We start from the raw sequence: 12,465 nt of genomic DNA, 5'->3' as shown, positions 1-12,465 counted from the left end.
GGCCGCACATGAAAACACCTCGCCCCGCCGCACGCCTGAAACCCCTCAACGAACTTCGAAATCTCAAGATGGCCCGATCTGCCCATGCCTATGTCAGGGGCAGTACGGTGCAGTTCTACGACTGGCTGCACACGCAGTCCGGGCGACGTCTCCCCAGCGGCCCGCCAGTGTGGATCTGCGGCGATTGCCATGCCGGAAATCTTGGCCCCACGGGCGATCTGAAGGGCGGCATCGACATTCACATCCGTGATCTGGACCAGACGGTCATTGGAAACCCGGCCCACGACCTGGTGAGGCTCGGCCTGTCTTTGGCCACGGCTGCCAGGGGCTCGGACCTTCCCGGCGTCACCACCGCGCGCATACTTGAAGAAATGATGCGCGGCTACGAGATGGCGTTCGAGGAAAGCGTCGAGGAAGAGCCTCCACGGCCCGCTCAAGTGAAGGCCGGGATGCGCACGGCTGTTCGGCGTACCTGGAAGCATCTGGCCCAGGAACGCATCGAAAACACCAAGCCCACGTTCCCCCTTGGCAAGCATTTCTGGCCCCTGTCCAGAGCCGAGCGATCAGCGCTGCGTGAGCTGTGCGCCACCCATGACATTCACGCGCTGGTGACCTCGTTGAAAGGCCGCTCCCACCACGACAAAGTGGAGATGCTGGACTGTGCCTATTGGGTCAAAGGCTGCAGCTCGCTGGGCTTGCTGCGGTATGCAGTGCTCATCGGGATCGGCGAGGGCGAAGATCTTGAATACTGCCTGCTGGACGTGAAGCAGGCCGTCGCCGCCGCTGCGCCCCGTTCGCCACGCATCTCCATGCCTCGGGATAACGCCAGGCGGGTGGTGGAAGGTGCGCGACATTTGTCTCCGGGTCTGGGTAATCGCATGGTTGCCGCTCGCATGATGGAGAACGGCTTCTTCGTTCGCGAGCTGCTTCCCCAGGACATGAAGCTCGAGCTGGATCAGATCAGCCAGACGGAAGCGATCCAGGCGGCGGGCTACCTGTCCCGCGTCGTCGGCCATGCCCACGCCAGGCAGATGGATTTGAGCACCCGTGCGGCCTGGATCAGGGATCTGCAACTCAACCGCTCCCAGACGCTGGATGCGCCGTCATGGCTGTGGTCGAACGTTGTGCAGTTGGTGGGGAGTCACGAACAGGGTTATCTGGAACACTGTCGACGCTATGCCCTGGGTGCCTGAGTGGACGCCCCAAGGCCCGCCCACGGACTAGGGAGACGTGGGTCGCGCTGATACAATCGGGGACGCATCCTGCGCGTATGCGTCATCTCAACCCCGAAAAAAGATTTTTGTAAGGACTGATTTATGCAGTCGGCACTGGAAACAGTCGCTCTTTTTTGCCACAAGCTGGCGTATGAAACTGAAGATCAAAGCCCCATTCTGCGTGATGACTTGGTCATGGGCGACTACCAGAGCGATGTCTTCGAGCTGCTGCTGAAAAGGGGAGATGTCGAAGCCATCCAGCAGAAGGTCAACGAGTGCCTGCTCATGGCGCTTGAAGCAATGGGCGGCGCTGAAAAGCCACTCGGGCGTGAGCTGCAACGGCTGTCGGCAGGGTTTCACGCCGCCCGGACGCTGGACTCCATGACTGCTCCGCTGGACATGATCAAGGGGTATCTGCGAGAGGTGCTGTAGGAGGGGACAGTCCGGCAGCTTTTGCCTTGGGCCATGATAATGCCACTTTGAGACGTCGGCTGGCGTATGGCGGCGCTTTTGCACTATCCGTTCGCGCAGATTCGTGCAGTACGCCCGATATCGCTATCCAAGCCTTTCTGTAACCGGCTGAATTACTGCAGGAAATTCATATCCTCTCGCTGGCACGTCCGCTGCAACATATCTGGAGTTACCGGCAGGACAGGCATCCAGACCCGTTCGCTTACCGTGTTACCAGAGGAAATAAAATGAACGCCATCGACCTTCTCAAAGCCGACCACGAACGCGTCAAGTCCATCCTGACTCAGTTGAGCGAGTCCACGGAGCGGGGTGTGAAAAAACGCACTGATCTGCTCGCCAAGTTAGAGATGGAAATCACCATTCACACCAAGCTGGAGGAAGAGATTCTCTACCCCGCGTTCAAAGAGGCGGGTTCCAAAGAGCAGGACGTCATGTATTACGAGGCCAAGGAAGAGCACCGTACAGTTGACTCGCTCGTGCTTCCGGATCTCAAGAATACAGACCCGGCAACGCCAGAGTTTTCTGGTCGGGTGAAGGTGGTCAAAGAGTTGCTGGAGCACCATATCGAAGAAGAGGAAACCGAGATGTTTCCCCAGGCCAAAAAGCTGCTCGGCAATGCCAAACTGGATGAGCTGGGTGCGCAGATGGAAACCATGAAAGCCGATTACAAGAAAGCGTCGTTATCTGGACTGGCTGCATAAACCGGTGTCAACGCGCCCGGCTCATTGCCGGGCGTTTTTGCGTGTGTTTAGCACGCATTGACATATCGGTAAATCTCGATATCCTGAGCTCATGGAACTGGTCGAAATATTCAAAGCCCTCTCGAACCCGACGCGCCTGCAGATTCTCAAAGGCCTGAAGGATCCCGTAAAGAACTTCCCGCCTCAGGATGAAGGCGACGTTCTCACGGTGGGCGTGTGCGTGAGCAGTATTCAGGAAGGTATCGGGTTGTCGCAGTCCACGGTGTCGGGCTATCTGGCGACGCTGCAGCGGGCAGGGCTGGTCGAGGTTCGGCGCATCGGTCAGTGGACCTACTACAAGCGCAACGAAGCCACCATTGGCGCGCTTGCCGAAGTCATAGGGAAAGACCTGTAGTTTTTTTTAGCGCAATATATCGAGATATCTCGATATCCCTTATTCTAGATGCGAGGATTCACCATGAAAGCGATGGTACTGAAGTCATTTGGCGGGCCTGATTCGTTCGAGCTGTGCGACGTGCCCAAGCCTGTCCCTCAAGCCGGGCAGGTGCTGGTCCGGGTGCATGCCACCTCCATCAACCCGCTGGATTACCAGGTGCGACGCGGCGACTACCCTGACCTGGTACCGCTGCCGGCGATCACCGGGCACGACGTTTCGGGCGTGGTCGAAGCGGTCGGGCCGGGTGTGACGGCTTTCGTTCCAGGCGATGAAGTCTGGTACACCCCGCAGATATTCGAAGGGGCAGGCAGTTACGCCGAGTATCACGTGGCTGACCAGAGCATCGTCGCGAGAAAACCTGCGTCGCTCAGTCATCTTGAAGCAGCCAGCCTGAGCCTGGTGGGCGGCACGGTGTGGGAAGCGTTGATCGTGCGGGCGGCGTTGCGGGTAGGGGAGAGCGTTCTGATCCACGGCGGCGCGGGCGGGGTCGGGCATGTGGCGATCCAGTTGGCGAAAGCCATGGGCGCCAGGGTATTTACCACCGTGCGCGAGGCAAATGCCGAGTTCGTGCGTGGCCTGGGCGCCGATGGGGTCATCGACTATGAGAACGAGGATTACGTCGACGTGATCATGGCCAAAACCGATGGCCGTGGGGTTGATGTGGTGTTCGACACCATCGGCGGCAACACCCTGTCGCGCAGCCCCGACGCGCTTGCCCAACTGGGGCGCGTGGTGTCGATCGTGGACATCGCCCAGCCGCAGAATCTGGTTCAGGCCTGGGGCAAGAACGCGAGCTATCACTTCGTGTTTACCCGACAGAACCGCGGCAAGCTCGATGAACTCAGCGCACTGGTTGAGCGGGGGCAGTTGCGGCCACATGTGGGCGCCGTCTACTCGCTGGCCGACATCGCGCTGGCCCACGCCCGACTGGAAAGTTCCAACAACGGCCTGCGAGGCAAGATTGCGATTGCGGTCGAGCCATCGCTGATCCCTTGAGCCTTCACTCCCCCCGTTCACGTCATTGACGAGGCACACCATGATTTACGAAATCGCGCTGCTCCCTGTTCACAAGGATCGTATCGACGCATTCAGGAATGCCTTTGCCGAGGTCGCGCACCTGCTGACCCGGGCAGAAGGTTACGGCGGCCACATGCTGGCGCAGGGGATCGAGACTCCCGAGCAATTCAACCTGATCGTGCGCTGGCGCTCCCTCGAGGATCACACGCCGGGTTTTGAAGAGAGCGAAGACCATCGGTTGTTCATGCAGGGTCTTGAGAGCTTCTTTTCCCAGGAGCCGGTGGTCTATCACATCAATGGCAACGAGGACCTGTCAGGCTGGTCGATTCCTGGCGCCTAGCTCTTGAAGCTGAAGAGATGGATGAACGCGGAAAACCCGCCCAGCACTACCCACAATGTGGAGAAAATCCAGGGCGCGCGCATCGAGAACTTCAGCGCTTCGCGGTAGCCGCCCTCGTTGGATTCACGTTTGGCGAACAGCGGGGAATCGTCGTAGACATCGCTCATGCGTGGCTGGCTGGCCAACAGGTGACTCTGCTTGAGGTACCAGTGATCGATGATTTCGTACGCCGCCTTGATCCCTGACCAGGCATGCAGCGAAGTGATCAGTCCCAGCACCGAGAGCAGTACCGAAACCACCAGTGAGAAGAGGTTGCCCCAGTCGGGATTGACGTTGGCCATCGACGATGAATAGGCAATGACCAGGAACGACTGGGCACCCAGATAGGCGTTGGTGCGGCCGGAGAGCATGGTGGTTTCGTACTGGATTTCCTTGCGGTAGAAGTCCAGGCGATCCTTCAACGAGCCGAACATGATCGCGTCGTCGTCGGTCGGTGCGTCGAGGTTGGAGCCTTGGGTGATGATGTGACTCATGGAGCGTACGCCTTCATTCGAAAGTCCAACGTGACGGCAGGGGCGTCATGGGGCCTGCACAGGTTGCTCGATATGTAGGTGAGAGAGGGATGTCGCGGATTAATTCAACGAAGTTCGCCTTCAAAGACGGGTGGCTTCCTGTGTAGGAGCGCGCTTGCCCGCGACTGCGGTGTGTCTGCCAACGGTTCGTGGGCTGATGAAACGCTTTCGCGGGCAAGCGCGCTCCTACGGGCGGGGAGCTTGGTGGAGGGTTTCACTCAACAGTTCGGCAACCCGGTGTTCCACTGTCCCCTCGCTGCCACCTGCCTCGAATACTGCGCAACAGGCCGACGCACCGCCTTCGCTGGCACGGTTGACGGCGATGACGCTCCCAGGCCCGCCGCCTGTGTGGCCGGACAATATCATTCCGCTGGCAATCGGCCCGTGCATCAGGCCCAGGCCATAACCCGGTGCGACCCACGGCCGCCCAGGAATCGGGCCGCCCAAGGTTCGGGGCGTCTGCATCTGCCGGAGCAAGGCGATGAGGAGAAGGTCATGGGTGAAGAGTCGGTCCAGCCACAGGGCAGCTTGCGAAACAGGCCCGATCAGCAGGCCATGAAACACCCAGCCCGGGTCGTAGCTGGTGGTGAATCCCATATGCGCCGGTTGCAAATCCGCGGGCGTTTTTGCGAAGCGGACATTCGATATCTCCAGCGGCATCAGCACCCGTTGAGCGACGGCATCATCAAGTGTCAGCCCCGTCAGCCGCTCAATCAGCCGTCCGACGAGCATGTAGCCGACATTGGAATAGCGCCAACCGGTGCCGGGGCTATAGCGAAGCCGGCTGCCGTCCAGGCGCTCCATCATCTCACTGGCCGACCAGGCCGGCTCACCGTTGGCGACAGCGGCGTGATAGTCGCCCAGTTCGCCGTAGTCCGCCAGGCCCGCTTCATGCCTCAGTAACTGACGCAGTGTGAAAGGCTGGTCGGGCAGCAGATCGTCCAGTCCAATCAGCCCGTCCCGCACCAGCGTCAGCGCGGTGGCGGCCAGGACTGTCTTGGTGAAACTCCACCAGGGGACCGCCAGTTCGGGGTGACTGGATGTGGTGATCTGGCCATTCAATATGAGCGATGTGAACATGGTTTCCCTTGGGTTATCTGGCTAACTCTTCGCGTTCAGCGATGGTGCTTGTCATCTGCGCTGCATTCTCCAGGTTAGGTTGGCGATCCTGAGGCAGCCACGCCGGCAAGCCGGACTGCTACGGGATCGGGGTCGACTGCAAATTCCTGAAGCACCGAGTAACGATGTAGCAGCCGGGCTTGCCCGCGAGAGCGGTCTTGAAACCGCCCCCGCCAGCAAGCCGTGCTGCTACGGGACCGGGGCCAGACGCAAATTTCCGCGCATCAGATAGCCCGGCAACGCACTGTTGATGCGATGGTTGACCCGCCAATGCGCGGATTCGTGGATGATCAAACGAGGCGATATATCCATATGACGGCCTTGGGAAGTGACGGTGAAGGGTATCACTGGCGCGCGGATGTCACGTCACCGCCTACCGATTCCCGCGTAATCCAGGCGATGGCACACAACGCCATGCCTGCCGCATTCAGCGTGACCGGGTTGAACGCGTCGATCAGCATCGATGGCTGCATGGTCGCCACATCCACCAGCAGGCCCAGCAGGATGAGTGCGGTCAACGGTAAGGGCCAGTAGAGCCTGGGCAAGAACAGCAGCACTGCCGCCCACACCAATTCCATCGCGCCAGCTGCTTGCGATAACCACGCGGCACCTTCCAGGCCATGAGCCCGCAACAGTAATTGCTCGCCGGGGCTCAGGGCGATGAGCTTGGGCACCAGGCCATGGTAGGCAAACATGAAGGCGAGACTGCCGCGAGCCAGCCAGTGAACCTGGCGCAGGGCATTCACGATCCAGCCTTGAGAAAGCGCCGCTGATGGTCCGCTGTCGGCAACAGGCAGACGTCGTGTTTGCCGAACAGCCGATAGCGGTTCAGGGCAATGCGATCGTACGCCCAGTCTCGAAGGGCTCGCGGGACTACACGCAGCAGCCCAAGTATCCGCCATGCGGCAGGCAATTGCGCCACCACTTCGAAGAACGCCTCCGAGCGCACCCAGTAATGCCGGCCGCGAATCACCGCCATGGTGTCGAACGCATCCACTGGCAACCCTGCCCACGTCAGCAACGCTTGCCCTTCGGCCGACTGCACGCTGGCCAGGCGGACGCGATGATGCCGGTCATGCCGGATCAGAAATTTCGCCCAGCCATTGCACAGCTTGCAGACACCGTCGAACAGCACCACGGTTTCACCGGGGGCCAAAAGCGGTGCAGGGGTCGGGCGGATCAGAGAGGCGGGCATTGCGGGTGCTCTGCAAGGCGAGGATGCGGAGCATTGTAGGGCGGGGCGTCGTCCTGTTTCCAGTAACGGCCAGACAAAAAAAGGGCCTGAACCACCCGGCTCAGGCCCCCGCTTGTGTTCCCTGGTCTGCCTACTGCAACGCCTGCTTCCCGACGGGAACCGCACGCTCGACCACCGCCACGTCCTTGGCCACCGCCGGCGCGGTTTCGCGCATTTTCACGGCGCACAGTGTCGAGACCACGCCCAGCAGGCTGAACAGGATGGCCGGGCCCATCCAGCCGACCTGCGAGTACAACGCTGTGGCGATGAAGGGCAGGGTGCCTGCGACCAGCGAAGCGCAGTTGTAGCCCAGGGAAATCCCCGAGGAACGCACGTTGGCCGGGAACTGTTCGGTGAACCAGCTGGCTTCCACGGCGAAGATCGGGTCGTGGCTGAGGATCAGCGCCATGGCCACTGCGACGATGATCAGCGGCACGATCCCGGTATTGATCATCATGAACATCGGGATGCCGAACACGATGGTGAACAGCGAGCCGATCAGGAACACCGGCTTGCGACCGATGCGGTCACTCAGGGCGCCATAGAACAGGTGGCTGCCCAGGCCGATGGCCGAGCCGATCATGGTGCCCCAGAGCACGTTCTGCTTGGTGGCGATGCCCGAGAGCACCACGTAGGACAGCATGAAGCTGGTCGCCAGGTAGTAGCCGCCGGTTTCGGCCAGACGCAGGCCGGCGATCTGCAGCACCTTGCGCCAGTCTTCACGAATCACCTGCAACGCCGGCTGCTTGACCAGGGTGTTTTCAGCCTTGGCTTTTTCGAACTCCGGCGATTCACTGACGCTCATCCGAATCCACATACCCACGGCCACCATTACCACCGAGGCCAGGAACGGCGCGCGCCAGACCCAGTCACCTTCGAACAGCGCTGCCGACAGCAGGAACGCGCCGTTGGCCATCAGCAGACCCAGGGGAATGCCGATCTGCGGCACCGCACCGAAGAAGCCGCGACGATGGGCCGGTGCGTGTTCGCAGGCCATCAGCACCGCGCCACCCCACTCGGCACCGAAACCGATGCCCTGAATCATGCGCAACAGAATCAGCAATATCGGTGCGATGACCCCGGCTTGCGCGTAGGTGGGCAGCGCCCCGATCAGGACGGTCGCGCCGCCCATGGCCAGCAGCGACCAGAGCAACACGGTCTTGCGCCCCAGGCGGTCGCCGAAATGCCCGGCGAGGTAGCCACCCAAGGGGCGCATGAAGAAGCCCACGGCCATGGTCGCGAACGCCGCGAGGATGCCGACGATGGGCTCTGTGGTATGGAAGAACACCTGGCCAAACCAGCCTGCGGCGGCGGTGCCATAGATGAAGAAGTCGTAGCTTTCCACGGCCGAGCCGACCATGGAGGCGAAGGAAACTTTCCCCGCCTTGCTTTCTGTTTGTGCTGACGCCGTCGAGGATGTGCTCATGGCAAACTCCGAACTTTTATTGTTGTTGTAGCGGGCAGGTCCAGCGTGTGGATTCTGCCCTGAGTGTTGGAACGGACCTTTACAACTGTATCGGGCTTACTCCCAGGTTTCGATGACCCGGCTGTCGTCGCGCCTGCCCAGCCCTGCGTCAGACGCCTGACTGAAGCGAGCGTGAGCGATGTCGAGCAACGGCACCGCTGCATTGCAGCCCTGCGCGGCAGACGCCACCAGGCCGCTGTCCTTGACGAAGATATCGACCATGCTGGTGACCTGGGTGTCAGTGCCTTCGAGCATGCGCGGCCCGCGATCGGAGAGCATCCACGAACCTCCGGCGCCTTTTTGCACCAGATCCAGCACCCGCGCCGGGTCCAGGCCCAGCGAACGCGCCAGGCTCAACGCCTCGGCCGCCGCCACCAGGTGCACAGAGCACAGGTGCTGGTTCACCACTTTGATCGCCTGGCCGTCGCCGACGTCGGCGCCTGCATCACGCACTTCGCCCATGCTGCGCAGCACCGGTTCGACGCGCTCGACGGCGGCCTTGGGGCCCGAGGCGAAAATCAGCAGGCTGCCGGTACTTGCCCGCGCCACACCACCGGTGACCGGGGCGTCGACCACTTGCACGCCTTTTTCCAGCAGACGCACCGCCTGTTCACGCACCGCAGCCGGGCCGACGGTGCTCATCACCACCCAATGCTGACCGGGTTTGAGCTCGGTGCACTGGCTGACCAGTGCGTCCAGTTGCGCCGGGGTGGCGACCATCACCACCACCACGTCGGCATCGATGGCCGCGCGCCAGTCAGCGCTGGACTCGATGCCCTGGGCCTGCGCCAGGGCACGGTTGGCTTCACTCAGTTCGATGCCGACCACGCCGTGGCCCGCCTGCTGGATCTGCCGCGCCATGGGCAGGCCGATGGCGCCAAGACCGATAAATGCAACGTTCATCTTCACGCTCCTCATGCCAGCCACTGACGGATGTTCGCCGCCATGACCTGAGTGGAAATGCCATAGCGATCATGCAAGGTCGGCAGGGCGCCGGCGTCGAGGTAGGCATCGGGCAGGGCGATCTGCTGGAACGCCGGGCTGACCCGCGCCTTGAGCAGCGTCAGGGCCACGGCCTCGCTCAAACCGCCAACCGTGCTGTGGTTTTCCGCAACTACCACCAGCCGGCCACTGCGGCGGCACTGCTCGATGATGGTGGCTTCGTCCAGCGGCTTGATGGTCGGCACGTGAAGCACCGCGACGTCTGCGCTGCCATCGCCCAACAGCTCGGCGACTTCCAGGGCGCGCATGGTCATGATGCCGCTTGCGATAATCAAAACGTCCTTGCCATCGCGCAACAGCTTGGCCTTGCCCAGCTCGAACGTGTAGTCGTACTGGTCCAGCACCATCGGCACCTTGCCGCGCAGCAGGCGCATGTACACCGGGCCGTTGTATTCGGCGATGGCGATGACGGCCTGGGCGGTGTCCAGCGCGTCGCACGGGTCGATGACGGTCAGGCCCGGCACGGCACGCATCAGCGCCAGGTCGTCGGTGGCCTGGTGGCTGGGACCGTAACCGGTGGTCAGGCCTGGCAGCGCGGCGCAGATCTTCACGTTGAGGTTTTCTTCGGCGATCACCTGGTGGATGAAGTCATAGGCGCGGCGGGTGGCGAACACGGCGTAGGTGGTGGCGAAGGGGATCAGGCCCTCTTTGGCCATGCCGCCCGCAGCGGCCATCAGCAGTTGCTCGGCCATGCCCATCTGCAGGTGGCGCTCGGGGAATTCGCGGCCAAAGATGTGCAGGTCGGTGTACTTGGACAGGTCGGCGGTCATGCCGACAATGCGCGAATCCTTCTGTGCGGCAGCGACCAGCGCATGGCCGAACGGGGCGGTTTCGGTGCGCTGCCCTTCGCTGGCGATGGAGGCGATCATCGCGGAGGTGGTCAGGCGTGGTTTGTTCATGGTTGGCGTATCCATCTCAGCGTTTCTCCGATTCCAGATGGGACTGGTAGCTGGCATCCAGAACCTTGATCGCGGCCTGCCATTCATCTGGCTCGACGCGAATGAAGTGGTTCTTCTCGCGCACTTCCAGGAAGTCCACGCCTTTGCCCATCAGGGTGTCGAACAGGATCACGCGAGGCTTGGCTTCCTTGAGCGCAATGGCCTCATCGAAAGCAGCGATGACCGCCGCCAGGTCGTTGCCATCGACACGCTGCACATGCCAGCCGAACGCCTGCCATTTGTCGGCCAGGGGTTCGAAATCAAGAACCTCATGGGAGTTGCCGTCGGCCTGCTGTTTATTGAGATCGACCAGGGCAATCAGGTTGCCGAGCTTGTGGTGCGCCGCAGACATGGCCGCTTCCCAGGTCGAGCCTTCGTCCAGCTCGCCATCGGACATGGAGTTGAACACCCATGCCGGGTTGCCCTTCATGCGCAGGCCCAGCGCCATGCCGACGCCGATCGGCAGACCCTGACCCAGCGAGCCACCGGAGATTTCCATCCCTGGTGTGTAGCTCGCCATGCCGGACATCGGCAGGCGGCTGTCGTCGGAGCCGTAGGTCTCCAGTTCGCTTTCGGGAATGATTTGCGCCTCGATCAGCGCGGCGTAGAGGGCGATTGCGTAGTGCCCGTGGGACAGCAGGAAGCGGTCGCGGCCTTCCCAAAGAGGATCGTTGGGGCGCACCTTCATGGCATGGCAGTAAGCGGTGGCCAGCACATCGGCCCAACCCAGCGCCTGGCCGACGTAACCCTGACCCTGAACCTCGCCCATGCGCAGGGCGAAACGGCGAATGCGCCAGGCGTGGTGGGCCACACGTGCGAGCGGCTCCATGGCCACTTCGGCACCTTGAGAAATCATCGTCATCTGTAAGTCCTGCTTATTCTTGTTGAGAGGCAACCGGCAACCGGTGATCGGAATTGCACTGCTGACTGATGTTCTGAATTCATCAAACGCCCTGCATCCAACCTTCAATCAAGCTACCATCGGCAAATAAGCCCTTACAAAAGACATTTTTACAGCAATGACTGAACAGAATTCACTAATCCAGCAGCTTCGCCGGGTGCCGCTTTCATCACTGCGGGTGTTTGAATCGGCGGGCCGCTCTGGCTCGTTCATTCAGGCCGCGCAGGAGCTGGGGATTTCCTCCAGCGCGGTCAGCCACTCGATCCGCAAGCTGGAAGAATCCATCGACATTCAGTTGTTCGAACGCACCACCCGCGAGATCAACCTCACGGCCAAAGGCCGCCTGCTGATGGAGCATGTGCAGCGTGGGCTGGAGGAAATGCAGCGCGGTTTCGTCCTCGCCAAGACCGACGAACCGCCGCCGTTGCGCCTGCACACCGCGCCCAGTTTCGGCATGCAATGGCTGATGCCGCGGCTGCACCGATTCGTTCAGGCCTACCCGGCCATCGACCTGCGCTTTTCCGCCAGCACCGACTACGCGCAGTTCGAAAACGATGACTTCGACCTGGACATCGTCTACGGCGAACCGCGCTCAGCCCTCAACGAAAAAGTGCCCCTGGCCGTGGAGCACCTGACCCCGCTGTGCAGTCCGGAGTTGGCGAAAAGCATTCGCACGCCACAGGATTTATACGAGCACCGGCTGATCCAGTGCGACGTGCAGATGCTGCAATGGAAAGGCTGGTTCGAGGCCAACCACCTGATGTCGCCCCATCACTACGCCCTGCGCTTCGACCGCAGCATCATGGCCATTTCTGCCGCCACCAATGGCATGGGCGTGGTACTGGAATCGACCCTGCTGGCCCAGAGCGAACTGGAAAACGGCACCCTGGTCGCGCCGCTGCGGGCCGTGACCCACGACATTCAGTACATCGGCCACTACCTCGTCTACCCGAAACGGCGGACGAGGCATGAAGCGGCGGAGGTGTTCAAGAAGTGGCTGCTCGACGAACTGGGTGTGCGGCCTGCGGTGGCGGTTCAGGGGTGAACCGCACCGC

At 61.5% G+C, this 12,465-nt stretch carries 15 protein-coding genes; 7 read left to right on the top strand and 8 right to left on the bottom strand.

Going from position 1 to position 12,465, the window contains the following annotated elements:
* Positions 1-8 precede the first annotated feature (8 nt).
* The 6 genes from NPS29_RS02685 (at position 9) to NPS29_RS02660 (ending at position 4,179) form a co-directional block, all read left to right on the top strand.
* Positions 9-1,193 carry a DUF2252 domain-containing protein gene (locus NPS29_RS02685; protein WP_274130533.1) on the top strand — a complete coding sequence of 395 codons (1,185 nt, stop codon included), beginning with the start codon at positions 9-11 and terminating at the stop codon, positions 1,191-1,193.
* A 123-nt stretch (positions 1,194-1,316) separates the two neighbouring features.
* Positions 1,317-1,646: a hypothetical protein gene (locus NPS29_RS02680; protein WP_274130532.1), complete on the top strand. Its 330-nt coding sequence runs from the start codon at positions 1,317-1,319 to the stop codon at positions 1,644-1,646.
* 266 nt (positions 1,647-1,912) lie between these two features.
* On the top strand, positions 1,913-2,386 hold the full coding sequence (locus NPS29_RS02675; RefSeq protein ID WP_274130530.1) for a hemerythrin domain-containing protein: 474 nt from the start codon (positions 1,913-1,915) through the stop codon (positions 2,384-2,386).
* A 91-nt stretch (positions 2,387-2,477) separates the two neighbouring features.
* Positions 2,478-2,780 (top strand): ArsR/SmtB family transcription factor, encoded by a 303-nt coding sequence (locus NPS29_RS02670; RefSeq protein WP_274130529.1) that lies wholly within the window; start codon positions 2,478-2,480, stop codon positions 2,778-2,780.
* 63 nt (positions 2,781-2,843) lie between these two features.
* Positions 2,844-3,818 carry a zinc-dependent alcohol dehydrogenase family protein gene (locus NPS29_RS02665; RefSeq protein ID WP_274130528.1) on the top strand — a complete coding sequence of 325 codons (975 nt, stop codon included), beginning with the start codon at positions 2,844-2,846 and terminating at the stop codon, positions 3,816-3,818.
* Between the two features lie 40 nt (positions 3,819-3,858).
* A complete protein-coding gene (locus NPS29_RS02660; RefSeq protein ID WP_274130527.1) occupies positions 3,859-4,179 on the top strand; it encodes an antibiotic biosynthesis monooxygenase family protein in 321 nt (106 codons plus the stop codon).
* Here the strand turns inward: NPS29_RS02660 and NPS29_RS02655 are convergent.
* From NPS29_RS02655 to NPS29_RS02615, 8 genes are all read right to left on the bottom strand, one after another.
* Positions 4,176-4,712, bottom strand: a complete 537-nt coding sequence (locus NPS29_RS02655; RefSeq protein ID WP_274130526.1) for a hypothetical protein — start codon at positions 4,710-4,712, stop codon at positions 4,176-4,178. The two genes, NPS29_RS02660 and NPS29_RS02655, sit on opposite strands and share 4 nt — an antisense overlap.
* Before the next feature lie 225 nt (positions 4,713-4,937).
* On the bottom strand, positions 4,938-5,831 hold the full coding sequence (locus NPS29_RS02650) for a serine hydrolase domain-containing protein (protein ID WP_274130525.1): 894 nt from the start codon (positions 5,829-5,831) through the stop codon (positions 4,938-4,940).
* Between the two features lie 383 nt (positions 5,832-6,214).
* Positions 6,215-6,616 carry a DoxX-like family protein gene (locus tag NPS29_RS02640; RefSeq protein WP_274130524.1) on the bottom strand — a complete coding sequence of 134 codons (402 nt, stop codon included), beginning with the start codon at positions 6,614-6,616 and terminating at the stop codon, positions 6,215-6,217.
* Positions 6,613-7,065 (bottom strand): thiol-disulfide oxidoreductase DCC family protein, encoded by a 453-nt coding sequence (locus NPS29_RS02635; RefSeq protein ID WP_274130523.1) that lies wholly within the window; start codon positions 7,063-7,065, stop codon positions 6,613-6,615. Before NPS29_RS02635 ends, NPS29_RS02640 begins: the two co-directional genes overlap by 4 nt.
* 130 nt (positions 7,066-7,195) lie before the next feature.
* The gene (locus NPS29_RS02630; protein ID WP_274130522.1) at positions 7,196-8,530 is read right to left on the bottom strand and encodes an MFS transporter; all 1,335 of its coding nucleotides are present in this window, start codon (positions 8,528-8,530) and stop codon (positions 7,196-7,198) included.
* A 96-nt stretch (positions 8,531-8,626) separates the two neighbouring features.
* On the bottom strand, positions 8,627-9,472 hold the full coding sequence (locus tag NPS29_RS02625; RefSeq protein ID WP_274130521.1) for an NAD(P)-dependent oxidoreductase: 846 nt from the start codon (positions 9,470-9,472) through the stop codon (positions 8,627-8,629).
* Between the two features lie 11 nt (positions 9,473-9,483).
* Positions 9,484-10,485: a transketolase family protein gene (locus NPS29_RS02620; protein ID WP_274130520.1), complete on the bottom strand. Its 1,002-nt coding sequence runs from the start codon at positions 10,483-10,485 to the stop codon at positions 9,484-9,486.
* Between the two features lies 1 nt (position 10,486).
* Complete coding sequence (locus tag NPS29_RS02615) at positions 10,487-11,365, bottom strand: transketolase (protein ID WP_425312426.1); 879 nt, start codon at positions 11,363-11,365, stop codon at positions 10,487-10,489.
* 163 nt (positions 11,366-11,528) lie between these two features.
* On the opposite strand from NPS29_RS02615, the gene NPS29_RS02610 reads away from it, so the two are divergent.
* The gene (locus NPS29_RS02610) at positions 11,529-12,455 is read left to right on the top strand and encodes a LysR substrate-binding domain-containing protein (RefSeq protein WP_274130519.1); all 927 of its coding nucleotides are present in this window, start codon (positions 11,529-11,531) and stop codon (positions 12,453-12,455) included.
* Positions 12,456-12,465: the final 10 nt, after the last annotated feature.

Origin of the sequence: Pseudomonas putida, assembly GCF_028682175.1 — a bacterium.
GTDB classification, from domain to species: Bacteria; Pseudomonadota; Gammaproteobacteria; order Pseudomonadales; family Pseudomonadaceae; genus Aquipseudomonas; species Aquipseudomonas putida_AD.
The sequence above is the reverse complement of the archived record's forward strand: the minus strand, read 5'-3'. Positions and strand labels throughout refer to the sequence as shown.

Excerpts from the sequence above, each read along its gene's own strand:
- NPS29_RS02615 (WP_425312426.1), bottom strand. The coding sequence starts at position 11,365 with ATGATTTCTCAAGGTGCCGAAGTGGCCATGGAGCCGCTCGCACGTGTG.
- NPS29_RS02625 (WP_274130521.1), bottom strand. The coding sequence starts at position 9,472 with ATGAACGTTGCATTTATCGGTCTTGGCGCCATCGGCCTGCCCATGGCG.
- NPS29_RS02670 (WP_274130529.1), top strand. The coding sequence starts at position 2,478 with ATGGAACTGGTCGAAATATTCAAAGCCCTCTCGAACCCGACGCGCCTG.
- NPS29_RS02650 (WP_274130525.1), bottom strand. The coding sequence starts at position 5,831 with ATGTTCACATCGCTCATATTGAATGGCCAGATCACCACATCCAGTCAC.
- NPS29_RS02635 (WP_274130523.1), bottom strand. The coding sequence starts at position 7,065 with ATGCCCGCCTCTCTGATCCGCCCGACCCCTGCACCGCTTTTGGCCCCC.
- NPS29_RS02620 (WP_274130520.1), bottom strand. The coding sequence starts at position 10,485 with ATGGATACGCCAACCATGAACAAACCACGCCTGACCACCTCCGCGATG.
- NPS29_RS02680 (WP_274130532.1), top strand. The coding sequence starts at position 1,317 with ATGCAGTCGGCACTGGAAACAGTCGCTCTTTTTTGCCACAAGCTGGCG.
- NPS29_RS02685 (WP_274130533.1), top strand. The coding sequence starts at position 9 with ATGAAAACACCTCGCCCCGCCGCACGCCTGAAACCCCTCAACGAACTT.
- NPS29_RS02665 (WP_274130528.1), top strand. The coding sequence starts at position 2,844 with ATGAAAGCGATGGTACTGAAGTCATTTGGCGGGCCTGATTCGTTCGAG.
- NPS29_RS02655 (WP_274130526.1), bottom strand. The coding sequence starts at position 4,712 with ATGAGTCACATCATCACCCAAGGCTCCAACCTCGACGCACCGACCGAC.
- NPS29_RS02630 (WP_274130522.1), bottom strand. The coding sequence starts at position 8,530 with ATGAGCACATCCTCGACGGCGTCAGCACAAACAGAAAGCAAGGCGGGG.
- NPS29_RS02610 (WP_274130519.1), top strand. The coding sequence starts at position 11,529 with ATGACTGAACAGAATTCACTAATCCAGCAGCTTCGCCGGGTGCCGCTT.
- NPS29_RS02660 (WP_274130527.1), top strand. The coding sequence starts at position 3,859 with ATGATTTACGAAATCGCGCTGCTCCCTGTTCACAAGGATCGTATCGAC.
- NPS29_RS02675 (WP_274130530.1), top strand. The coding sequence starts at position 1,913 with ATGAACGCCATCGACCTTCTCAAAGCCGACCACGAACGCGTCAAGTCC.